Consider the following 22,608-nt stretch of genomic DNA (forward strand, 5'->3'; position numbering starts at 1 on the left):
CGCTTCAGGGCAACAAGTAGCGCTCAAGCACCGAGCCGATGAACACCGCATAACGAGTGGCGTCGACCTGCTGCCTGTTGTACTTGCCTCGCTTGAGGTACCAGTCCTGCATCATGGCCTTGCACAGTGATGCCAGCAGGCGCGCGTCCACCTGCCTGAAGGCGCCGTGCGCAATGCCTTCTTCGATGATGGCACACAGGATGTTCTCCACCTCCAGCTCGATGGCGATGGCCTCCTTTTTGTGTTGGTCCGGCAGGCTCTTGGTTTCCATAAAGGAAAAATAAAACCAGGGCTGCATCAGCTCGCTCAGGTAGACATGCGCCTTGACACCCGCCAGCAGCTTGTCGCGCGGGTGGGCGATGTCGCGCGTGTAGGCCAGCATGGTGCGGCGCGTAAGCAGAAAACCGTGGCTCTGGATCAGATAGATCAGATCCTCTTTGTTGCGAATATAGGCATATAGACCGCCTATGCTCATTCCGGAATCCGCGCTCAGGTCGCGCAGCGACATCGCATGAAAGCCTTTGACGCTGGTAAGCCGCAAGGTCGAATCTATGATCCTGACCAGGCTGCGCACGGCGACGTGCTCTTTCTTTATGCGGATCAGGTCTGTGTTCTGCCGGTAAAGTTCCCGGCAAATCTCGACCTGCGACAGGCTAAGCTCGATTTTGAACGACTCGAAATCAGCGATCATCAGGGGATTCCACTAACAGGCGTGGCGCAAGTTTACGTGATTGGCGACGCGCCCGAACGGAAAGAGAGGGTGTGGCGCGCTTGCTTCTGTACACGGGTTATGCTCCCGCACCTAAAGCGACTTCAGCCAATCCCGCAATACATTCTTTCTGATCTTGCCGGTAGACGTCTTGGGCAAATCTCCAAATACGATCCTGCGCGGCGTCTTGTAAGACGCCATGTGCGACTTGCAGAAATCAATAATCTCCTGCTGATCGGGCGGGGCGTCCGCGTCGCGCAGTGCGACGAACGCGCAGGGTGTTTCGCCCCATTTTTCGTCCACCATGGCGACCACGGCAGCCTCCAGAACCCGGGGATGCCGATAAAGCACCTCCTCGATTTCCTGGCTCGAGATATTTTCGCCACCGGAAATAATGATGTCCTTGGCACGGTCCTTGACCTCGGCGTAGCCGTCCGGATGCATGACGGCAAGATCCCCCGTATGAAACCACCCATCGCGAAATGCTTCCTGCGTGGCGGCTTCATTCTTGAGATACCCTTTCATCAACGTATTGCCCCGCATCAACAGCTCGCCGAGCGTCTGGCCATCGGCGGGCGCCAGGCGGGTTCCCGAGCCTGCCACGGCCACCTCGTCAATCGCGTGCAGGCCAACGCCTTGCCGCGCCATTTTCCGGGCGAGATCGTCCAGCGGCAGGCTGTTCCATTCCGGCTGGCGCACACACAACATCGATGGACCATAGGATTCGGTTAAGCCATACAAGTGCGTGATCTCGAATCCGACCTCTTTCCCGCGACGTATCACCGTGCTGGGTGGCGCCGCGCCGCCGACGGCAAACTGTACCGTGCGGGACAGGGTTTTGCCGTCCCGATGAAAATCATTGACCAACATGTTGAGCACGATAGGTGCGCCGCACAGATGCGACACGCCGTGCCGCTCGATGCGCTCATGCACCGCATCGGCGGCCACTCTACGCAGACAGACGTGGGTGCCGCCGATCGCGGTAATGGCCCAGGTATAGGCCCAACCGTTGCAATGGAACATGGGCAGCGTCCACAAATAGACCGTGTCCGCCGTCATGTCCATGGCCATGGCATTGCTCATGGCTGCCAGATAAGCGCCTCGATGGTGATACACCACCCCCTTGGGGTTGCCAGTGGTTCCCGAGGTGTAATTCAAGGTGATGGCGTCCCACTCGTCATCCGGCGCGGCGCGAGCGGATACCAGCTTGCCGGATGCCAAAACCTGTTCGTAATCCAGCCTGGCCAATCGCGACGGCCCTCCTTCGCGCGCAATGGCCACGAGCAGGGGCGGACTTTCCATGCCATTGATGACCTCGCCAACCAGCGCCTCGAAATCAGTGTCATAAAGCAAAATGCGCGCTTCACCATGCTCGAGAATAAAACGCAGCGTATTCGCGTCCAATCGGGTGTTGAGCGCATTGAGCACTGCGCCCGTCATGGGCACCGAATAATGGCTTTCCAAAAGCTCGTGCGTGTTGTAGCACAGGACGGATACGGTATCGCCCTGCCGTATCCCCAGGTCGTGCAAGGCGCTGGCCATGGCCAGACACCGCTGATAGAGTTGGCGGTATGTGAGCGTGATGTCATCGTCGATAACAGCCGTCTTGTTCGGAAAAATATGCGCCGACCGCCCGAGAAAACTCAATGGCGTCAGGCTTGAATAGTTGGCCGCATGCTTGTCCAGACCCTGCTCGTACTTGCTTCCCATGGCCACTCCTTACGTGTTCAGATACTTGGGGTTGCTCAATGCCAGTGCGGAGCGCGTCCTGTCCAGCAGCAGGCGATGCAACTGCGCCTGCGTTTGCGGGGGAAGGTCGCGCGCCCGAATCTGTGCTGCCAGCACGCTGTCTTCCTCGTCATTTTGCTGCGGCCCCGACGCCAGTTCACGTGCGGCAATAGCCATCGCATTGGCCACCATCAAGACGTCATACACCTTGTCTTCCGACACGGCGGGCAGCACCTTGTCAAGCAAGCTGCGGCGCGCCACATCAAGCAGTTCGTTGCCATAGGGGCGGTTGCTCATGTCTGCCTCTCCAGAAGGTCAATCTGATTCAACAGGTCAAACTCGATCTCGGGCAGCATGCGCCCTGTCAGTGCCAGCTCCAGTGAAGATTCTTCGCCCGACACATGCCGTTGGGCCTGTTGCAGGGCAATGACCGCCCAGCGCGTCATCCCCATGACTTCCCAGTACAGCACTTTTTCCGCATCGACCTGACGGCCCGACACTTGAGCGTAGGCATCCAGCAGATCCACCTTGTCGCCAATGCCGCCTACTTCTTTATCAGGCTTGCCGAAACGCCAACTGCGGGAACAGAGCCAGCCCAGGTCTTCGAGCGGGTCGCTCCACGACGCGAATTCCCAGTCCAGGATTCCACTGACCCGCCCGTCGTGCACCATATAGTTGCCCGTACGGAAATCGCCATGAGACAGCACGATCTCGCCTTGCCCTGGCTCACGATCCTCCAGCCAGTTCAAGGCATACTCCAGCACGGGATGGGCTTCGGAAATGCTGTCCAGCGCCCGGCGGTATTCATGCACACGTTCCAGCGCGCGGGACATGCCCGGCAGGACAAGAAACGCCAGATCGGGATCCGGCGGACGCACGCCATGAAGGCGAGCAAGTTCTTCACCCAACTGCCGTGTCAGCGGGACGGCCTGTTCCGGCGTTACGCCGCCGCGAACCAACTGCCGACCCGAAGCCACGCCCGGCACGCGCGCCATCACGCAAAAGGCCGAACCGATGATGGACTCGTCTTCGCACAACCACAGGGGCTCGGGCACCGTAACCCCCGCCTCGAACGCGCGTCGCAATACACTGAATTCCTGTGCCCGCGTCAGGCTGGCGCTGACTTTCGACGGCGCATCGCTGCGCACTACCAGGGCAAGCTCCCCAGACCGCCTGCCGCCCTCGCTGTGTACTGTCAACGCGTAGTTGCTCTGGATGGCGCCGCCGGACAGGCGCTCGAAAGCCACGACACTGACCGCATCCGCTGCATTGCGCGCACGAATATAGTCCGCCAGCGCCTGGGCAATGCCGCCGTCGCCGGCCGGGGCGCTGACCGATGCGCGCCGGGACGCCAACGCCTGGGCCCCAGGGCGCGCCGCCGCGGGGCCTCGCCGCGCCTGCGATGGGTCCGATATCGACTGCGCCATTGGCCTCACCCCCATTTCCAGAATTCGCTGCCTTCGCTCAGCAGGTTTCGGGACAGCACCATTTTGTGCACCTCTGATGCCCCGTCCACCAGACGGGCCTGACGCGCATAGCGATAAATCCATTCCAGCGGCGTATCGCGCGAGTATCCGATTGCCCCGCACAGCTGTATCGCCGTATCCACGGATTTGTGCAGGGTATCGGCCACAGCCACTTTGGCCATGGAGACTTCCTTGCGCGCAAAATCGCCTTGATCGAGCTTCCACGCGGCATGCATCGTCAATAGCCGGCCCACCTGTATGGCCATCGCTGCTTCGCCCAGCAACCATTGCACGCCTTCCCGGTCGGCCAACTTCATGCCAAAGGACTCACGTTCCGAGACGTAGCGGGAAGCAATTTCCAATGAGCGCTTGGATAGCCCCAGCCATCGCATGCAGTGAGTAAGCCGCGCCGGCCCCAGGCGAATCTGCGTGAGCTTGAGCCCATCGCCGACTTCCATCAAGCGATTCTCATCTGGAATCACCATGTTGTTGAATTTCAGCTCGCAATGCCCTCCGTGTTCTTCCGGCCCCATGATGGGAATGCGCCGCACCAATTCCCAACCCGGATCATCCTTGTGGAAGAGAAAGGCTGAGAGCCCCTTGCGCGCATCATCCGACGTTCTGGCAATCAGGATAAAGTGCGACGCCACACCCGCGCCAGTAATGAAATGCTTGTGGCCATTCACCACCCAATGATCACCCTCGCGCACGGCCGTCGTGCGCATCATGGAAGGATCCGACCCAGAGCCAGGCGCAGGCTCGGTCATGACAAAAGACGAGCGCACCGTGCCGTCAACAATCGGCTGCAGCCAACGCGCTTTCTGGGCATCGCTAGCCACCTTGTTCAAGACCATCATATTGCCGTCATCCGGCGCCGCCGAATTGAAGACGACCGGGCCGAATATCGATCGATTCATTTCTTCGTAACAAGCCGCCATTTCAACCATGGACAGCCCCTGTCCGCCGCGCTCCCGCGGCATTTGCAGACTCCACAGGCCTTGATCCCTGGCTTGCGACTGCACACGTTCAAGCAGTGCAGTATCGATATTTTCATGCTGGTCAAACGATGCGGCGTTCTCTTCCAGGGGAATCAATACGTCGTCAACAAACCCCTTGAGCCGCTGTCGCAAATCGTCGCAGCGTGCGGATAGCTTGAAATCCATGCCCTTACCTTTTCTTTTCAGAGTGACGACTGCAAATGTCCGCCGTCCACGACCAATGTGCTTCCCGTCATATAACGAGATGCCTCGGAAGCCAGCAATAGCAAGGCGCCGTCCAGATCAGACGCCTGTCCCAGGCGCCGTTGCGGAATACGCCGGATCAGCGCCTGACCGGCCTCCGACGCGAAAAAATCACGATTCAGATCAGTTTCGATATAGCCCGGCGCCAATGCGTTGACCCGTATGCCGTGTCGCGCCCACTCAAGCGCCAAGCCTCGCGTCATCTGCTCCAGCCCTGCTTTGGACACGGCATAGGGCAATACATTGCCGGCGACACGCTGGCCGAGAATGGAAGACACATTGATAATGGCGCCACCTCGCTTCGCGTCCACAAGCCGTCGCGCAACGTAGTTGGCGACCAGCCAACAGCCTTTCAGATTGACGTCCAGAACATGGTCCCAGTCTTCGGCCCCCAGCGACAGCGAGGGGCCGGTACTGGTCACGCCCGCATTGCATACGGCAATATCCACGATGCCAAGCATGGACTCCGCCTGTGCCAGGCCAGACCTGACACTGGCCTCGTCCGTTACATCGATGGCGACGGCTTCGCTCCTGATGCCCTCTTTACCGAGGCAGTCCGCCAACTGCATCAACGGCGCCAGACGACGGCCAGCCAGCACAATGCGCGCGCCTGCAAGGCCCAGCGTCTTTGCCATATGTGAGCCAAGCCCGCCGGCCGCCCCCGTAATCAGCACAAGCTTGCCGTCCACGCGATACAGATTGCTCATCATTTTGTCTCCTTCCGGCAATCATAGAACGATCGTTCGATTTATTCAACAGAAATCGAACGATCGTTCTATTTTTACGCGCCATTCGCGTCCACGCCAGGGGGGAACATGCTAATGTTTGCTTTTTGTTCAGTTGTCAGAATATGGTGTCACGCCTGCCCCAACTCCAGCGTTTTTTCTACAGCCATTATTTTTTTGGCGGGGTGCGCCAGGCAATTGGGGTTCTGCTGCCGGCGCTGCTGCTGGCCGGTGTCATGCAGATGTACGTCGTCGGCATTATTGCGTCGATAGGCGCGTCCTGCGTAGCTGTGCTTGACCAGCCCGGCGGCCCGCGGCGCTACGGACGCAACGGCATGCTGGCGGCCATCCTGCTGGGCTCGCTCACTGCACTGATCACAGGTTTTGCGTCGTCCCACAGCATGCTGATCTGGCTGGCTGTGCCCTTGCTGTCTTTTCTCTTTTCGATGTTCTCCGTGTTTGGCAAACAAGGCGGCCTGCTGGGTTTTGCCTGCATGCTCATCATGACACTGACCATGCGAACGCCGCTGGCCACTCACGAAGTCTTGACGCATACGCTCTACTCCTTTGCCGGAGGCTTTTTCTACTTCAGCTATAGCCTGCTGGCGCACAGATTGCTGTGGCACCGGGAAATTCAACAAGCCCTTTCGGCGGCGTTGTTCGCCACAGCGGACTATATGGCTACGCGCTCCCGCTTTTATGATGTCAATGCCGACCTCGAAACCAGCTACCGGCAGCTTATTCACGCGCAATCGGCAATGACGGAAAAACATCAGGCCGCGCGAGATACCGTATTGCGGGAACTGCCGCGCGGACGCGGACGCGCTGACCAGTTGCGAGCGCGTTCTCTCAATGTATTCATCGATATGGTGGCGCTGCTGGACACGCTGGTGGCCACACACACGGATTACGCCACGCTGCGCCGCACGCTGCCCGATAGCGATGTCTTGCTGTTCGGCCGCGACGCGCTACGCAAGCTTTCGCGCAACGTCTCGATGCTGGCGCTGGATATCGTTCGCAACAAGCATATGCGGGAACGCAGCAGCGTCAAGGCCGAGTTGCGCGCCATTGAATACGAACTGGAAAAATACCGCCAGGACGGCATGGCGGAAAAAGCACCCGAAGTCTACGCACTGCTGGTGCAGGTGTTGCGAAGGTTGCGCAATGCGTCGCATCTGGTCAACCGAATGGCGGAACACATGAGCAACAGCGCGAGCGCCGAGCTGGTTGACTTGCGCCTGGAAAAATCCATGAACCGTTTTGTCACGCGGCAAAAATGGCGACTGGGGATGCTTACAAGCAATCTGCGGATGGATTCCTCTCACTGCCGCTATGCGCTGCGTGTTGGTCTGGCCACCCTGCTTGCCATGACCCTGTCGGCGCTATTCGCGCTCACCCTGAAAGCCGAAGCGCTCAGCTCGGGCTTGAGTTCTCACAGCTACTGGATCATCCTGACCATTATCGTTGTGATGAAACCGGGCTTCGCCCTGACGAGGCAGCGAAACGGCTGGCGATTGGCCGGCACGCTGATCGGCTGCGTGCTTGCACTCATCCTGTTTAACGTCACGCAAAACACCAACGCCTACCTGGCGGTACTGATCGTGACCTGCATACTGGGCTATAGCCTGGTGCAACTCAATTTCATGATGGCTGCCATTTTCAACACGATTTTTGTGCTGATGGTGTTTCACTTTATTGCTCCCTCTTCCAATCTGGTCATCGGTGAGCGATTGGTTGATACATTCGCAGGCTGCGCCATCGCGCTGCTTTGCAGCTATGTGTTGCCCTGGTGGGAATATAACTTCATGGCCTCGCTGGCCAATGCATTGAAGCGCGCCAATCTCGAACTGCTGAACTCGGGCCTGGAGTATGCCCGCCTGAGTCGGCAACAAACCGCAGTGCGCGGGAAGGCAGCGCAAAGCGAACCCACGTCAAGCCTCGATCGCGCCTCGGATGGCACGCCGGACTCACCGGCGAACGCCAAGCCGGACGGCAGTGAGACCGGCATTGCGGACCCTTCGATGAGTCTGGCCGACCTGGATGCGCAACAACACGAGGCCGAAATACGATGGCGGGTGGCGCGCAAGAATGTGCATATCGCCTTCAGCAATTTTGCCGCCGCGTTCTATCGCATGATGGACGAACCCATCAAGCGGCAGCGCAACCTGCCCGAACTGAACCACTTGCTCATCCAGAACCATGTGCTGGCCTTGCAACTGACATCGGCCATACCCATCCTGGCAAGCCTGCCCTCGGTACCCCATGGCATCCAGAAAACGCTCGACACGATCAACAGCTACCTGTTGGATCAGGATGCCGACCCGCCCGCCTCCATCGAAACAGAAGGCGAACTGGCAACGCTGGCCTACCCGCTGCGGCAGATGGTCAAGGCGGCGGAACTGATACGGCAGGAAATGCGCGGCCTGCAGCAGACGCAAGCCGCCGCGGTTTAACCTGGCATCACCGATCGCGCCAGATTAGGGTCAATCGCGCTGGCCGACCGCGCGCCAGGCAAACTGGGCTTGGCGGCCATCGGCTTGTCAGGCTTGCTGGCGGCGGAACACCAGCTTGTCATCGCTGGATTCTCCGGGCGCAAAGACATATCCCTCGCTATCAAAACCTGTCAGTGCATCAGGCTTGGTGATGCGATGATCGATGATATAGCGCGCCATCAAACCCCGCGCCCGCTTGGCGTGAAAACTGATGACTTTCCACGTTCCATTCTTGTTATCCTGGAACACACACTGCACGACGCTTGCATCCAGCGTCTTGCGGTCGACAGACTTGAAATACTCTTCTGAAGCAAGATTGACGAGTACCCGGCCGCTTTTCTTGCCTTTGGAAACTTCATCCAGGCGCTGATTCAGATAGCCCGCAATCGTGCTACCCCAGAAGTCATAAAGATTCTCGCCTTTCGATGTGGCCAGACGGGTGCCCATTTCCAGGCGGTAAGGCTGCATCAGATCCAATGGCCGCAACACGCCATACAAGCCGCTCAAGAGCGCCACGTGGTCTTGGGCCCATTTAAGCTTTGCATCGGACAAACCGGACGCCGAGAGTCCTTCGTAGACATCTCCATTGAAAGCCAGAACCGCCTGACGCGAATTGGTCTGGTCAAAATGCGGCCTCCAGGCTGCGTAGCGCTCTGCGTTCAGCTTGGCCAGCGATTCACTCAGCTTCATCAGGCCAGCAATTTCCGATACCGACTTTTTCTTGAGCACCTTGATCAGCGCAGTGGCCTGCGGAATGAACTGGGGCTGCGAGTGCAGCGTGGTGCGAACCGGCGAGTCGTAGTCCAGTTTCTTGGCTGGCGATAGTACCAACAACATTTTCTCTTTCCTTGAAAATAGCCGGCTGCTAGCGAGCCGTCCAACCACCGTCCAGAGACAGTGTCGTTCCCGTCATCTGGTCTGCCGCCGGAGATGCCAGAAATACCGCGGCGCCAGCCAACTGCTTGGGCGTAACAAACTGCAGCGAAGGCTGCTTTTCTGACAATAGCTCCTTGGCTGCAGCTTCGACATCGATGCCCATTTTCTGTGCCAATGCCACGATCTGTTTTTCGACCAACGGCGTGCGGACCCATCCCGGGCAGATTGCATTGCAAGTGACGCCATTGCCGGCGTTCTCGAGCGCGGTAACCTTGGTCAACCCTACGACGCCATGTTTGGCCGCCACGTAGGCGGATTTATTGGCCGAAGCGACCAGCCCGTGAGCCGAGGCGATATTGATAATGCGTCCCCAGCCCTGCTTCTTCATATGTGGCAACGCAGCAGCCGTGCCGTGAAAAACAGCCGACAGATTGAGTCCGATAATGGCATCCCAGCGATCCGCAGGAAAATCTTCGATCAGATCGGTGTGCTGGATACCGGCATTGTTGACCAAAATATCGATGCCGCCCAGTTCCTGCGCCGATTGCTCGATGAATTTGCGTGTTTCTTCACCTTTGGAAAGGTCCGCGTTGATGTAATAGGCCTTTACGCCGTACTCATGCTCAAGATTGAGCCTGTCTTTTTCGATGGCTTGTGGATCGCCAAACCCATTCAGGACAATGTTTGCGCCATTGGCCGCAAGTTCGTGGGCTATCGCCAGGCCGATGCCGCTCGTGGATCCAGTAACAACTGCGTGTTTACCTTTAAGCATGTTCTTCCTTTGATCTGTTCCAGGAAAGCAAGACTACCAACAACTTGCATAGTGTAACGCCCGCAAGCTGACGGCCCTGTCAGCGAACAACAGAATCCCCGCTTACTTGCGCAGGGGGAATATGACTCCAGGCCTCACCGCTTTTCTACAATACTTGTCACAAGACATCTCCCACGTTTCAAAACAGCATCCCGGGCAATCGGCATAGGTGGACGGCATATGTCGACACGACACTTACACCATTCAACCATGGCTTGCCTGCCTCATTCATAGCCATACGCCGGAAGGAAAAGTACAGAACAAGAAGAATTTTTCCTTATGAAGCAACGAGCAGATGTTGCGCAATGGGTATTTCCCAGACCATCACACCGCGTACCAGCCTACCTCCAATGGTGTACGCGAAACACATTCGGTCTTCTGTGCTAACGCGTCTGACTTATGGCTCCACCACCCGGAAGCCTGATATTAATTACACATCTTGCAAAACAATGTATCCAGGGCCCAAGAACCCGGCATGCAAGGCAAAACAAGCAACTGCAGTCAGGGAGACATCATGCAACACCAGACCGAGGCCGAACAACACGGCCAGACAAGGGGACGGGACGCCGTCATTCAGTGCATTGCCGCGCAGCACCCAGACTGCTGGTATGTCGCTTATACCGAAGCACGCAAAGAGACGGTCGCGCAGGTCAATCTGGAGCGGCAGCGCTTCCTCGTCTATCTGCCTCTTTACAAAATGATAAGGAAACGAAGCGCACCCACGGAGGCGGGCCCTGTGGAAACCTTCGAGCCCATGTTCCCGCGCTACCTCTTCTTCCGGCCGTCCAGTCAGCAGCAGTCGATCAGCACAGTCCGCTCAACGCGAGGTGTGCTGTCGGTGGTGCGATTTGGCGCGGATATTGCGCAAGTTCAGCCAGAAACAATCGCTTCCATCCGCGAACTGGAAGAGCACAGGAAGAACGCGGACCTTAGCTCTGGCGCCACGCTGCGCCCCGGCAGTCCTGTACGCATAAACGGGCATGCCTTCAGCGGGCTAGAAGGACTTGTGCATTCCATTTCAGCGCAGCGAATCGTTGTGCTGATGGAGATACTTGGACGACAGACGAAAGTAAAAGTCAGGCGCACGGCTATCGAATCCGCCTGAATGAACAGTTTTTTCTAGCAACAACAAACGGCGATGCGGACCCCGTATTGCCCGGACAGTAACCAGCGATTTTTAGTCACACACCAGGAATGAGTCTTTGCCTACAGGCAGACGACCCTGCGGTAGCCTGCGCGCCGCCCGGACAGCCATGTCTGCAGCCTTGCCAATCGCGTGCGGAAATCTAAAGCTTTCTACCCTCAACCCTTGACCTTCCAGAGTGAACACCATGAATGAACTGGGCGCCCTATCATCCTCAACGCACACCTGCCGCTGGGTTGGCTTATCGCTGGCACTCTGCGTATCGTTTGTACTTTCCGCGTGCAGCATGAGTCCCGGGATGTATATGGGCAAACCCGCCGATATCAAGCAATCCCTGGAAGCGCAAGACGCCCCGCCGGGTGCGTTGATGACCATATCCCCAGAACTCATCGCGGCACAGCGGGCGGCGCAGAACAAAGAAGTCAGTCAAGACGTACAACAGCTTTTTTCGGAAACGTTATCCACGAGTGGCGCCTATAAGGTCGGCTCTGGCGACATTCTGAACATCATCGTCTGGAACCATCCCGAGCTGGCATTGACGGCTGCGGGAGCGGGAGCCACAACGTCAATTGCCGGCGCGCCTGATGTGGGCAACGGCTATAACGTCAGTCCGGATGGACTCATTCAGTTTCCCTTTCTCGGCGCCGTGAAGGTGGGGGGCCTGACCGAGTATCAGATACGGGCCATGCTGATGCGCCGGATAACGCCGTTTATTGCAGATCCGCAAATCACCGTCCGAATTCAGTCTTACCGAAGCGGGCGTGTATATGTGGACGGCGAGGTTCGAACCCCCGGCCTGCTGACCCTTAACGATATCCCAATGACCTTGCCCGAAGCGATCAGCCGTGCAGGCGGGTTTACGCCGAATGCGGACCGTTCATCCGTGGTGCTTACCCGCGACGGCGTCGACACCGAAATCAATCTTCCCCGCCTGTCGCGCACAGGCATCAGCCCAGCAAAGATCATGATGAAAAACGGCGACCTGCTGCGCGTCGTCAATCGGGAGGACAGTAAAGTTTTTCTGCTTGGCGACGTGTACACCCCGCGGGCTCAGCCTATGCATGACGGCCAACTCACTCTCGCCGAGGCCTTGGGCGAAGCGGGCGGGTTGAACCCTTCAACCGCGAACCCGATGCAAGTCTATGTCATACGCCGCGGCGCAGAAGGCAAGGCTGAAATCTATCACCTTGATGCCAGCAAGCCAACCGCACTTGTGCTCGCCGCCGACTTCGATCTGAAGGGCCGAGACATGGTGTTCGTTGACCCTGCTCCCATCGTGCGATGGAACCGCGTCATCAGCATGATTCTCCCCAGCTATGGCGCCATCACAGCCACCCGAGACATGACACGGTAACCGGTGCAATCATGAACAACCCCTATCCCGTCACATCCGCAACGACCACGCTGAACCTGGTAGCCGTACCCGCGCAGCCAGAGCACGAAGGCATTGATTTTCTCGGCGTGCTGGACACCATCTTCAACGCTCGCAGGCTGATACTGGCTGTCGCCGCAGCGGCTACCCTTGCCGGCGCGGTGTATGTCTTATTGAGTGAGCCTGTATATCAGGCAGATGCCATGGTTCAGGTCGAGCAGAATCAATCCGAGAACAATAATCAGATGCTGGGCGCCCTGACCTCCGCATTCAGCATACAGTCGCCTTCCACGGCGGAAAAGGAAATCCTGAGGTCGCGCTTGGTCGTTGGCAAAGCCACCGACGAGCTGCAGCTCTATGTAACAGCTTCGCCCAACTATCTGCCTTTGATTGGCCAATGGATATCCCAGCACGCTTCTGGGCTTTCATCGTCGGGCATTCCCTGGCTGGACCAATATGTATGGGGAACGGAGTCGATCACTGTCGATGAGCTGGAAGTGCCGCGCGCGCTAGAGAATCAGCCGTTGACGGTCCTGGCAACCGCCTCAGGCTATGCGCTCTATGATGCGCAGGGCGATCGGCTGGCCGAGGGCAAAGTCGGACAGCCGGCGAGCCTGGTCACGCCACAGGGAGAGGGGAGCATACTGATCAGCGCGCTGTACGCCAATCCGGGGGCCCGATTCACCGTACAGCGCCACTCGCGGCAAGAAGTGATCAAGCAGTTGCAGAGGAATCTGGTTATTGATGAGATGAGCGAGCCATCAGGCGTACTGTCCATGAAGCTACAAGGAACGGACCCGGAGCGGATATCCGCCATACTCAACGCCATTGGTATGGCATATGTTGGCCAGAACACCGCCCGCAAGGCGGCCGAAGCCGAGAAATCCCTGAAGTTCCTGGAGGGTTTTTTGCCACAGCTGAAAAAGCAGATGGACGAATCGAATAACCGGTACACCGATTTCCGGGATGAACATGGGACATTCAATCTGGGCACCGAGGGCACCTTATCGCTGAACTCGTCCGTGACCCTCAAAACGCATCTGTTCGAACTGCAGCAGAAACGGCGTGAGCTGGCTGTCCTGTATGGTCCCGGCCACCCGGCCAACCGCGCTCTGGATGGCCAGATAGACGCCATTCAAAAAGAAGTGGACAAATTATCGGAACATATCAAAAGCCTGCCCGACCTGGAACAGAACCTGCTGAATCTGCAGCGCGATGCGCGTGTCAACAGCGAGCTCTACGCCAGCCTGCTGAACACCATGCAGCAGTTGCGCGTCATCAAAGAGGGCAAGGTCGGCAATGTCCGCCTGGTCGATAATGCCATTGTTCCAGAACGCCCGATCAAGCCCAACCGTCCCATGGTGCTGACCATTTCCGCCGTCGTAGGTCTGATGCTCGGCGCTGCCCTCGCCTTTCTGCGCAACCTCATGGGTTCAGGCATCAGAGGTGCGAACGATATCGAATCCAGAATAGGCATGAGCGTGTTTGCAACCGTTCCCCGCATCCAGGCCGATGCCAGCAGGCGTTTGCGCATGACGGGCAGAAGCCGCCCTCCGAAACGCGTACTTGCGTTGGTCGCTCCCGACGACCCTGCCGTAGAAAGCCTGCGCAGCTTGCGTACCTCGCTGCGGATGACGCTGCGTGATGCCGCCAACAATATCGTTATGCTGACAGGGCCTACGCCCAACATCGGCAAAACATTCACAAGCATCAATCTGGCTGCCGTACTGGGCTCTTCATACAAAAAGGTGCTGCTGATCGACGCAGACTTTCGCAGCGGCGGCATACATCGAAACTTCCGTCTGCCACGCGCCATGGGGTTCGCCGACCTGATCAACGGCGACGCTAGGATTGAGGATGTGCTGCACGAATCCGTGCTGCCTCATGTGGATTTGATTACGACCGGCCGCCTGCCAGGCAATCCCGCCGAAACGCTGCTTTCCCCCGAAGCGGAAGCCTTGCTGCAGGACTTGTCTGGCCTTTACGACGTCGTCGTGATCGACACGGCCCCTGTATTGCCGGTATCCGACGCGATGGCGCTGGCCCCTCAGGCGGGTACGATCTTTATGCTGGCTCGCGCTGAGCAGACGACTGTGGAAGAGCTGGACGAAGCAGCCAAGCGCGTGCGGCAAGCGGGAGCGCATGTCAGTGGAATCATCCTGAACGATTTCGACCCCGCGAACCATCGCTTCAGCGCCAAATATGGAACCTATCGGCAAAGCTATGGCAAGTATGGCGGTGTCAAGCCGTAGTCTTGCCGCCTTCTCCAGGAGCTTTCATGCAACCTCAACACCGCGTCAGCGGCGGAGAACATCTACGCTCCGAGCGGCAGACAGTGATGGGCTGGCTCGCTGCCATACTTCACGAGCGCTTCAGCGAGACCTTGCTTCTGAACCCAAGTGAGCCCGGATGGGTCACCCTTTCCATACCAGGCAATCTGCAGACGATACAGATACAGTCATCCTTCGAAATCTTTGACCAGGCAAGCTCTGACTTGCCATGTACACAATGGTGCGCCGCACGCGAAAACTGGCTGGCAGTACTGGGCGGCGATATTCCCGCCCCTGGCGCAGCGTGCCTGCCCTATCCCTTGATTGAACAGACCACGCAGGGATACATCATCCATTACGACATTCTCGGGCTCGCCTACTGGATGATGTCGCGCAAAGAGGAAGTTGGCCGCACCGACCTGGATGAACATGCGCGCTTTCCCGCTGTCGTCTCCCACGCCTACAAACACCAGTATCTGGAACGTCCGGTGGTGGATGAATGGTTTCACGTTCTGGGCCAGGTCATGCGGCGGCTATGGCCAACGCTCACCCTGGTTGACCATCATTTTGCCACGCGCGTTTCGCACGACGTGGATGGGCCTAGCTGGTATACGTTCTCCAGCTTTCCGCAACTGCTCCGCACTGTCGGCGCAGACTTGCTGATACGCCACAAGCCCCTGCGCGCGCTTAAAGCGCCGGTAATCTGGAGTCAGGCACGCAAAACCCTGCATGCGCTGGATCCCGCGAACACATTCAGCTGGCTCATGGACATCTCCGAACGATACGAACTAAAAAGCGCGTTCTATTTCATTTGCGGGCGCACGGACGCCTGCAGGGATGCCCAGTACGAGCCGGAACATCCAGCCATCCGTACGTTGATGCGCGAAATACATGCGCGGGGACACGAGATTGGACTGCATCCAAGCTACAACGCCTTTCAGCAGCCGGAAGTCATCGTGAAAGAGGCGCAGCGATTGGCCCGAATTTGCGACGAGGAAGGCATCGAGCGCGGCGCATGGGGCGGGCGCATGCACTTTCTTCGATGGGAGACGCCCACCACCCTCTATGGCTGGGAACTCGCAGGCGCGGCTTACGACAGCTCTTTGGGTTATGCCGATAGGCCCGGATTTCGATGTGGAACCTGCTTCGAATACCCGGCCTTCGATCCGGCGCGCTACATGCCGGTCAATGTTCGCATCAGACCATTGATCGCAATGGAGGTCACTATCCTGGGACAGCGCCATCTCGGACTGGGCACGGGCGAGGCAGCCTACACAAAGTTCATGCACCTGAAAAACGTATGTCGCGCAGTGGATGGAAATTTTACTCTGCTATGGCACAACTCGGAGCTGGAAACGTCTGAGTGCAAGGCGCTTTACGAAAGCCTGCTGGCATGAAAAGAATCCTGACCATCACATCGAATGACTTGGGCATATCGTGGGGGCCGGCCATTCACTACCTTGAACTATGGAATGAGTTTTGCGAGATATCCCCTCACGCAGTCACTGGCTGCGCGCCATCATGGACCAAGACAAAGCCCATCATTCACAACAAGTTCCAGCTGCGAACGCTCAGCGTGCTCAACATACCCAGTGTCCGGCAGATGATTTTCGACGCCCGCATGGCTGTTCATCTGCTCGCGCATCGGCGCCGCTATGACTTGATTTATCTTCGCTTGAGCCATTGGCATCCACTGCAGACAATCGCCTTAAAACTGATTGACACCCCCTTCGCCCTGGAGCTGAATGGGCTGGCAAAGGATGACGCCGCATCGGCCGGAAGGAACGGGCTGCTCAGCCACATGATCAGTCTGCAAGAGGCGTGGCTGGCGCGCAATGCCACGCTCTGCATCGCCGTCAGCGACGGCATCGCCCATGCGATCCTGAGCAAGTACCACTTGCGCGGCAACGTGGTAACGATAGGCAACGGCGTGGCCAAACAGTTTTTTGCAGCGCGGCGCGGCAGGCATAACGCAGCTGCGCCACTGACGATCATTTATGTCGGCACCTTTACCTCCTGGGACGGCGCGGCCGAAGTCGCGAAACTGGCGTGCAAATTTCCCGACATTGATTTCATGATGGTGGGCGATGGCACATCGCGTGTACATATCCAACAGCACGCGCCACGCAATGTTCGCTTTGTCGGAAAGGTCGATTACGCCGAGCTGCCTGCGCTTTACCGGCAAGCTGATGCGGCGATCGTTCTGTACGAATACGAACGCCACCGCAACGTCAAAGTATCGTCGCTCAAGACACTCGAGTATGTCGCCTCGCGCCTGCCTGTCTTCACGACGGACATCCCCGGTCAGGAATACATACGCGAACACGGCTATGGGGTGTTGGTCAAGGAACATACGAACATGGAAGACGTTTTTGCGGATTTCATTGCGAACCTTGATCACTACGCGTCGAACTACACACAAAGCACCGACGATATGTACGGCAGCTTTGGCTGGAAAAGGACGGCCCGCGAAACCGCTGCGGCGCTTCAGAAACTCGTTTCGTAGAAGACACGTTATCCGGCCCAACCGTGCCGCGATGCAATCTCCGTCTGACAAAAGGTTTATACAATGTGCGGCTTGGCTGGGTTATGGGACGCGGATCGCCGCTGTGATCTGTCGCGCAGCGCTGCGAAGATGGCAACCGCAATCACCGCTCGTGGGCCCGATGACAGCGGGGTGTGGGCAGACGAGCGCCTTGGCCTGGCGCTGTCGCACCGTCGCCTTTCTATACTGGAACTCTCCCGCGCAGGGAGCCAGCCCATGGTTTCGCCCTGTGGCAAGCTCGTGCTGGTATTCAATGGCGAGATCTACAACCACGCGGCATTGCGCTGCTTGCTGGATGAGGAAAGCGGACCATTCCCATGGCGAGGTCACGCAGACACCGAAACATTGCTCGCCTGCTTTTCCGCATGGGGAATTGAGCGCACTCTGCGGGCCACCACCGGCATGTTCGCGCTCGCGCTCTGGGACAGCCAAACGCGCATGTTGACGCTGGCCAGGGACAGGATGGGCGAAAAGCCTCTGTACTGGGGCTGGCAAGACAACATGCTGCTGTTCGGCTCCGAACTGAAAGCGCTGCGAGCTCATCCGGCGTTTCGCGCAAACATTGATCGCAACGCGTTGTCTCTGCTGCTGCGGCACAGCTATATTGCGGCTCCCCATTGCATCTATAAGAACATCCAGAAACTGCGCGCCGGCCACTACGTGACGATACCGCTTGGCAATACACTTGCTGCCAAGGCGGCTGAACCCGTCGCGTACTGGACCATGAACGATGTCATCCATGCAGGGTTGGACAACCCATTACTATGCTCGCCAGACGAGGCGGTGGATGTGCTGGAGCGCGAACTCAGGCGCAGTGTACAAAGCCAGATGCAAGCCGACGTGCCTCTTGGCGCGTTCCTGAGCAGCGGTATCGACAGCAGCACAATCGTTGCGCTGATGCAGCAGCAGAGCGCACAACCGGTGCGAACCTTTACGGTTGGGTTTTCCGATGAGCACCGTAACGAAGCCAAGTACGCCAAAGCCATTGCAAAGCATCTGGGCAGCGACCATACCGAGATCTATGTGCAGCCTGATGATGCCCTGGCTGTCATCCCCTCGCTTCCGGATGTCTATGACGAACCTTTTGCCGACAGCTCGCAGATACCCACGATTCTCGTGAGCCGGCTCGCGCGCCAGCATGTCAAGGTCGCATTGAGCGGAGATGCCGGCGATGAGCTTTTTGGCGGTTACAACACCTACCGTTACGTACCCGCCCTGTGGCGCCGCATCAGCCGTATTCCGAGACCATTGCGCCAGATCGCCGCAATTGCGCTGTCCAGCATTCCCGCGCGCGGATGGGACGCCGTGCTGGAGGCGCTGCGCCGCATCTGGCCGCACAAGAACATGCAGGGTGCCACCGGCGAGCGCATGCATCGTCTGGCTGAACTCTTGCCCGCATCCGAAGCCCGATCCTTCTATCATGAGCTGAGCAGCCACTGGAACGCTCCCGACAAAGCCATCATTTCGGGTAATGAGCCACTTACGTTGCTGAACACACCGCGATCATGGCCTAGGGTCGACAGTCTGGAACACTGGATGATGGCGCTCAATGCCCAGATGTACATGAGTGATGACATCCTCACCAAGGTTGACCGCGCGGCTATGGCCAACAGTCTCGAAGTAAGAGTCCCGATGCTGGACCATCGCGTCATCGAACTGGCATGGCGGCTGCCTCTCGATCTCAAAATCCGGGATGGACAGGGCAAATGGATACTGCGCGAAGTGCTGCGCCGCCATGTGCCACTCGCACTCACGGACCGTCCCAAAATGGGTTTTTCCATTCCCCTGGCAAGCTGGCTGCGTGGCCCCTTGCGCGACTGGGCCGAAGCATTGCTCGACACACACAGGCTGACGCAAGAAGGCTATCTCGACCCTGCACCTATCCGCGCAGCCTGGAACGCGCACTTGCGTGGCGAGCGCGACCACGCTTCCAGGTTGTGGTGCGTACTGATGTTCCAGGCGTGGCTGGAGCGCGAACAAACTCACTCCGGCCCACTCCTATGAAAATCCTTCATGTCATTACCGGACTCAACAACGGCGGCGCCGAGGCCGTACTGTACCGCCTTGTGAAGGCAGACCGGCAACTGGGCAACGAGCATGTCATTATCTCCTTGATGGGCCGGGGCGTTTACGCCGACCGACTCGAAAGCGCGGGCGGCAGTGTTGAATGCTTGCATATGCCGCAGGGCAGGATCACGCTATCGGGCGTCATTCTGCTTTATCGTCGCATGAAGGCCATTGAGCCCGACGTGGTTCAGACCTGGATGTACCATGCTGATTTGATTGGGGGGCTTGTTGCCCGTTTCGCCGGATGTCGCGCGGTAGTTTGGGGCATTCGTCAATCCAACACCGCCAAAAGCGACAACAGGCGGTTGAACTACCTCATCATCAAGCTGTGCGCGCTCCTGTCGGCGCATATTCCAGCCAGAATTGCATGCTGCTCTGAGCACGCCGCGGCAAAGCACGTGCAGGCAGGATACTGTCCTGAGAAGTTCTCACTGATCCCAAATGGATACCCGCTGGACAAGACGCGGCCCGATCCTGAAGCCCGCACTCGAATTCGCGCGGAACTCGGACTGAACGGTGCCGAGGCCGTAATCGGCATGGTCGCCCGCTTCGACCCGCAGAAGGATCATGGCACTTTATTGCGGGCACTTACACTGCTCACGCAAAACCTGTGCGTCTTCTCCTGCCTGCTGGTGGGAAGCGAAATGTCGGCCGGCAACGAGGAGTTGATTCAGTTGATCAGCCAGGCCGGTATCAGACTGAATACCCATCTGCTCGGACCTCGCGACGACATACCCTCCATCATGAACGCGCTGGACATTCATGTGCTCTCCAGTGTCAGCGAAGGCTTTCCCAATGTGCTCGCCGAAGCCATGGCCTGCGGCACGCCGTGTGTCAGCACAGATGTCGGCGACGCAGCACTTATCGTTGGCCCACTCGGCTGGTTGGTGCCGCGGCGCAACCCGGTCATGCTTGCCCAGGCGATTACCGCCGCCATCAACGAACGCGCAGAACGGCCTCTGGACTGGATCGAAAGGCAGGCAGCCTGCCGCAAGCGTATTGCCGAACATTTCGACCTCGACCGCATGGTGACCTCCTACCGACTTCTCTGGCAGGCTGCAGTCCAGACCCGCAAAGAGAAAAGACGCCGCGTCAGTGCATAGCATGGCCGTGTCGTTGACGCGCGCCAGCCAGCTCGCAGACTAATTCAAGGAAAATCTGATATGTGCGGCTTCGCCGGCCTGTTCGCCAATCGGCGCCAGTTATTGCCGCTTGATGAGATTGTCGAGCGCATGGCGGAAGCGATACCCCACCGAGGCCCAGACGACAAGGGCGTGTGGCTGGATGACACCGGCTGCCTTGCCCTGGGGCATCGGCGCCTGTCCATTCTCGATCTGTCTTATGCCGGCCATCAGCCGATGTTCTCCTGCCATGACAAGCTCGTGATTGCTTTCAACGGCCAGATCTACAACCATCTCGCTTTGAGAACAAGGCTGGAGCAGCAATCTCAGGCTCCGAGTTGGCGCGGGCATTGCGATACCGAAACCCTGCTGGCGTGTTTTCATGCCTGGGGCGTGGAGCAAACGCTGCAGTCGGCGACAGGCATGTTTGCGCTCGCGTTATGGAACAGGGCAGACAAAGTGCTTACGCTGGCGCGCGACCGCCTGGGAGAAAAGCCGCTTTATTATGGCTGGCAGCATGGCGCCTTCATGTTTGCGTCGGAACTCAAAGCCTTCAAGCGCCACCCTGCCTGGGATGCCGAGATAGACCGAGATTCGCTCGCCCTCTTTCTGCGCCACAATTGTGTACCGGCGCCCTATAGTATCTACAAGAATATCGCCAAGCTGATGCCTGGTCATTTTCTGACTTTGCCCCTGAAAGACCTCGAGCAAGGCGTTGCACCGGCATCGAGGGCCTATTGGTCTCTGAACGACGTTGTTCGCAGAGGCCTGGAGAATCCATTTAGCGGCACGATCGAAGATGCCGTCGACACGCTGGAAATGCAGCTGTCCGAATCCGTCAGATCGCAAATGCTGGCCGACGTGCCGATCGGCGCATTTCTGAGCGGAGGCATAGACAGCAGCCTGATCGCGGCGTTGATGCAGACACACAGCAACACACCGATCAAAACTTTCACGATAGGTTTTGACGAACAGGACTATAACGAAGCACGCCACGCCTCCGCCGTCGCCCATCACATCGGGTCACAGCACACGGAACTGTACATAAGCCCGCGCGATGCGTTGAATATTATTCCCTCGCTCTCCCACATTTATTGCGAACCTCAAAGCGCCAATTCGCAGATTCCCGCAGTACTGGTCAGCAGGCTGGCGGGGCAGTATGTCAAGGTAACGTTAACCGGCGACGGCGGCGACGAGCTTTTCGGCGGCTACAACCGATACCTGCTTGCGTATCAGACATGGATCAGAACGCAACGACTGCCGCTGCCCCTGCGCCGGGTGCTCTCAGCCAGCTTGCGCCTGCTCCCGCCCAGAATGTGGGATCGCCTGTTTCATCATGCGCAGCACATACTGCCGAGCCGCATGCACATCGCCACCCCTGGCAACCACGCACACAAGCTGGCCAGCGTTCTGGCACTGGATACGGGCGAAGCATTCTATAAGCACCTGGTGAGCCACTGGCCTGCCCCTGCATCGATTGTAAAAGGCGCCACGGAGCCCCCTACCCTACTGACGGATAGATCGCGTTGGCCTGAAACGGACAGCATGGAGCACTGGATGATGGCGATGGATGCCCAAACCTACCTTCCAGACGAAGTGCTGGCCAAAGTGGATCGTGCGGCGATGGCAAGCAGTCTCGAAACACGGGTACCGATGCTCAACCACCATGTTGTCGAACTGGCCTGGCGGATGCCGCTGGACTACAAAATCCGCAATGGCGAGGGCAAATGGCTGCTGCGAGAGGTCCTTCATCGCCATGTGCCTAAAGGCTTGATGGAGCGCCCCAAAATGGGTTTTGGCATTCCGTTGGGAGACTGGCTGCGCGGGCCCTTGAGAGACTGGGCTGAGGACCTCATCGACGAAGGGCGACTGAATAGCGAAGGCTATTTCCACCCCAAGCCGATTCGTGCGCTCTGGTCTGAACATCTCAAGGGCAAGTCCAACGGGCAGTACGCCCTGTGGGACGTCCTCATGTTTCAGGCATGGCTGGCCAACGAAAAGGCATAGATGTCCTCGAAGCGCCGCTCTACTTCCCGTCGAG

17 protein-coding genes are annotated in these 22,608 nt (G+C 58.1%); 9 read left to right on the plus strand and 8 right to left on the minus strand.

The window, feature by feature from the left end; all coding sequences use genetic code 11:
* Positions 1-4: 4 nt before the first annotated feature.
* From ERE07_RS09405 to ERE07_RS09430, 6 genes are all read right to left on the minus strand, one after another.
* Positions 5-691, minus strand: coding sequence for a TetR/AcrR family transcriptional regulator (locus tag ERE07_RS09405; RefSeq protein WP_130008555.1), 687 nt, complete (start codon positions 689-691; stop codon positions 5-7).
* A 111-nt stretch (positions 692-802) separates the two neighbouring features.
* The gene (locus tag ERE07_RS09410) at positions 803-2,419 is read right to left on the minus strand and encodes an AMP-binding protein (protein ID WP_130008556.1); all 1,617 of its coding nucleotides are present in this window, start codon (positions 2,417-2,419) and stop codon (positions 803-805) included.
* Positions 2,420-2,428: 9 nt separating this feature from the next.
* Complete coding sequence (locus tag ERE07_RS09415; protein WP_130008557.1) at positions 2,429-2,734, minus strand: DUF6285 domain-containing protein; 306 nt, start codon at positions 2,732-2,734, stop codon at positions 2,429-2,431.
* A complete protein-coding gene (locus tag ERE07_RS09420; protein WP_130008558.1) occupies positions 2,731-3,864 on the minus strand; it encodes a phosphotransferase family protein in 1,134 nt (377 codons plus the stop codon). The genes ERE07_RS09415 and ERE07_RS09420 overlap by 4 nt, the downstream gene beginning before the upstream one ends.
* 5 nt (positions 3,865-3,869) lie before the next feature.
* Positions 3,870-5,066, minus strand: coding sequence for an acyl-CoA dehydrogenase family protein (locus tag ERE07_RS09425; RefSeq protein ID WP_130008559.1), 1,197 nt, complete (start codon positions 5,064-5,066; stop codon positions 3,870-3,872).
* Positions 5,067-5,083: 17 nt separating this feature from the next.
* Positions 5,084-5,851, minus strand: coding sequence for an SDR family NAD(P)-dependent oxidoreductase (locus tag ERE07_RS09430; protein WP_130008695.1), 768 nt, complete (start codon positions 5,849-5,851; stop codon positions 5,084-5,086).
* A 143-nt stretch (positions 5,852-5,994) separates the two neighbouring features.
* On the opposite strand from ERE07_RS09430, the gene ERE07_RS09435 reads away from it, so the two are divergent.
* Positions 5,995-8,322 carry an FUSC family protein gene (locus ERE07_RS09435; RefSeq protein ID WP_130008560.1) on the plus strand — a complete coding sequence of 776 codons (2,328 nt, stop codon included), beginning with the start codon at positions 5,995-5,997 and terminating at the stop codon, positions 8,320-8,322.
* A gap of 87 nt (positions 8,323-8,409) precedes the next feature.
* On the opposite strand, the gene yaaA is transcribed toward ERE07_RS09435, so the two are convergent.
* Complete coding sequence (gene yaaA, locus ERE07_RS09440) at positions 8,410-9,198, minus strand: peroxide stress protein YaaA (protein WP_130008561.1); 789 nt, start codon at positions 9,196-9,198, stop codon at positions 8,410-8,412.
* A 28-nt stretch (positions 9,199-9,226) separates the two neighbouring features.
* On the minus strand, positions 9,227-10,009 hold the full coding sequence (locus ERE07_RS09445; RefSeq protein ID WP_130008562.1) for a 3-hydroxybutyrate dehydrogenase: 783 nt from the start codon (positions 10,007-10,009) through the stop codon (positions 9,227-9,229).
* Positions 10,010-10,562: 553 nt separating this feature from the next.
* Between ERE07_RS09445 and ERE07_RS09450 the strand changes: the two genes are divergently transcribed.
* The 8 genes from ERE07_RS09450 to asnB (ERE07_RS09485) all read left to right on the plus strand — a co-directional run bounded on the left by ERE07_RS09450 (position 10,563) and on the right by asnB (ERE07_RS09485) (position 22,574).
* On the plus strand, positions 10,563-11,153 hold the full coding sequence (locus ERE07_RS09450; RefSeq protein ID WP_130008563.1) for a transcription termination/antitermination NusG family protein: 591 nt from the start codon (positions 10,563-10,565) through the stop codon (positions 11,151-11,153).
* 343 nt (positions 11,154-11,496) lie between these two features.
* A complete protein-coding gene (locus ERE07_RS09455; RefSeq protein ID WP_245153587.1) occupies positions 11,497-12,546 on the plus strand; it encodes a polysaccharide biosynthesis/export family protein in 1,050 nt (349 codons plus the stop codon).
* 11 nt (positions 12,547-12,557) lie between these two features.
* On the plus strand, positions 12,558-14,816 hold the full coding sequence (locus ERE07_RS09460; protein ID WP_130008565.1) for a polysaccharide biosynthesis tyrosine autokinase: 2,259 nt from the start codon (positions 12,558-12,560) through the stop codon (positions 14,814-14,816).
* 26 nt (positions 14,817-14,842) lie between these two features.
* Entirely contained in the window at positions 14,843-16,231 is a 1,389-nt protein-coding gene (locus ERE07_RS09465; protein ID WP_209021124.1) for a polysaccharide deacetylase family protein, read from the plus strand.
* Positions 16,228-17,340 (plus strand): glycosyltransferase, encoded by a 1,113-nt coding sequence (locus ERE07_RS09470; RefSeq protein ID WP_130008566.1) that lies wholly within the window; start codon positions 16,228-16,230, stop codon positions 17,338-17,340. Before ERE07_RS09465 ends, ERE07_RS09470 begins: the two co-directional genes overlap by 4 nt.
* 63 nt (positions 17,341-17,403) lie before the next feature.
* Positions 17,404-19,383 (plus strand): asparagine synthase (glutamine-hydrolyzing), encoded by a 1,980-nt coding sequence (gene asnB, locus ERE07_RS09475; protein ID WP_130008567.1) that lies wholly within the window; start codon positions 17,404-17,406, stop codon positions 19,381-19,383.
* The gene (locus tag ERE07_RS09480; RefSeq protein ID WP_130008568.1) at positions 19,380-20,549 is read left to right on the plus strand and encodes a glycosyltransferase family 4 protein; all 1,170 of its coding nucleotides are present in this window, start codon (positions 19,380-19,382) and stop codon (positions 20,547-20,549) included. Before asnB (ERE07_RS09475) ends, ERE07_RS09480 begins: the two co-directional genes overlap by 4 nt.
* 60 nt (positions 20,550-20,609) lie before the next feature.
* The gene (gene asnB, locus ERE07_RS09485) at positions 20,610-22,574 is read left to right on the plus strand and encodes an asparagine synthase (glutamine-hydrolyzing) (protein ID WP_130008569.1); all 1,965 of its coding nucleotides are present in this window, start codon (positions 20,610-20,612) and stop codon (positions 22,572-22,574) included.
* Positions 22,575-22,608: the final 34 nt, after the last annotated feature.

This window comes from Allopusillimonas ginsengisoli (genome assembly GCF_004153455.1).
GTDB classification, from domain to species: Bacteria; Pseudomonadota; Gammaproteobacteria; order Burkholderiales; family Burkholderiaceae_B; genus Allopusillimonas; species Allopusillimonas ginsengisoli.

Coding starts and splice junctions, on each gene's coding strand:
- ERE07_RS09405 (WP_130008555.1), bottom strand. CDS start 691: ATGATCGCTGATTTCGAGTCGTTCAAAATCGAGCTTAGCCTGTCGCAG.
- ERE07_RS09410 (WP_130008556.1), bottom strand. CDS start 2,419: ATGGGAAGCAAGTACGAGCAGGGTCTGGACAAGCATGCGGCCAACTAT.
- ERE07_RS09415 (WP_130008557.1), bottom strand. CDS start 2,734: ATGAGCAACCGCCCCTATGGCAACGAACTGCTTGATGTGGCGCGCCGC.
- ERE07_RS09420 (WP_130008558.1), bottom strand. CDS start 3,864: ATGGCGCAGTCGATATCGGACCCATCGCAGGCGCGGCGAGGCCCCGCG.
- ERE07_RS09425 (WP_130008559.1), bottom strand. CDS start 5,066: ATGGATTTCAAGCTATCCGCACGCTGCGACGATTTGCGACAGCGGCTC.
- ERE07_RS09430 (WP_130008695.1), bottom strand. CDS start 5,851: ATGAGCAATCTGTATCGCGTGGACGGCAAGCTTGTGCTGATTACGGGG.
- ERE07_RS09435 (WP_130008560.1), top strand. CDS start 5,995: ATGGTGTCACGCCTGCCCCAACTCCAGCGTTTTTTCTACAGCCATTAT.
- yaaA (WP_130008561.1), bottom strand. CDS start 9,198: ATGTTGTTGGTACTATCGCCAGCCAAGAAACTGGACTACGACTCGCCG.
- ERE07_RS09445 (WP_130008562.1), bottom strand. CDS start 10,009: ATGCTTAAAGGTAAACACGCAGTTGTTACTGGATCCACGAGCGGCATC.
- ERE07_RS09450 (WP_130008563.1), top strand. CDS start 10,563: ATGCAACACCAGACCGAGGCCGAACAACACGGCCAGACAAGGGGACGG.
- ERE07_RS09455 (WP_245153587.1), top strand. CDS start 11,497: ATGGGCAAACCCGCCGATATCAAGCAATCCCTGGAAGCGCAAGACGCC.
- ERE07_RS09460 (WP_130008565.1), top strand. CDS start 12,558: ATGAACAACCCCTATCCCGTCACATCCGCAACGACCACGCTGAACCTG.
- ERE07_RS09465 (WP_209021124.1), top strand. CDS start 14,843: ATGCAACCTCAACACCGCGTCAGCGGCGGAGAACATCTACGCTCCGAG.
- ERE07_RS09470 (WP_130008566.1), top strand. CDS start 16,228: ATGAAAAGAATCCTGACCATCACATCGAATGACTTGGGCATATCGTGG.
- asnB (WP_130008567.1), top strand. CDS start 17,404: ATGTGCGGCTTGGCTGGGTTATGGGACGCGGATCGCCGCTGTGATCTG.
- ERE07_RS09480 (WP_130008568.1), top strand. CDS start 19,380: ATGAAAATCCTTCATGTCATTACCGGACTCAACAACGGCGGCGCCGAG.
- asnB (WP_130008569.1), top strand. CDS start 20,610: ATGTGCGGCTTCGCCGGCCTGTTCGCCAATCGGCGCCAGTTATTGCCG.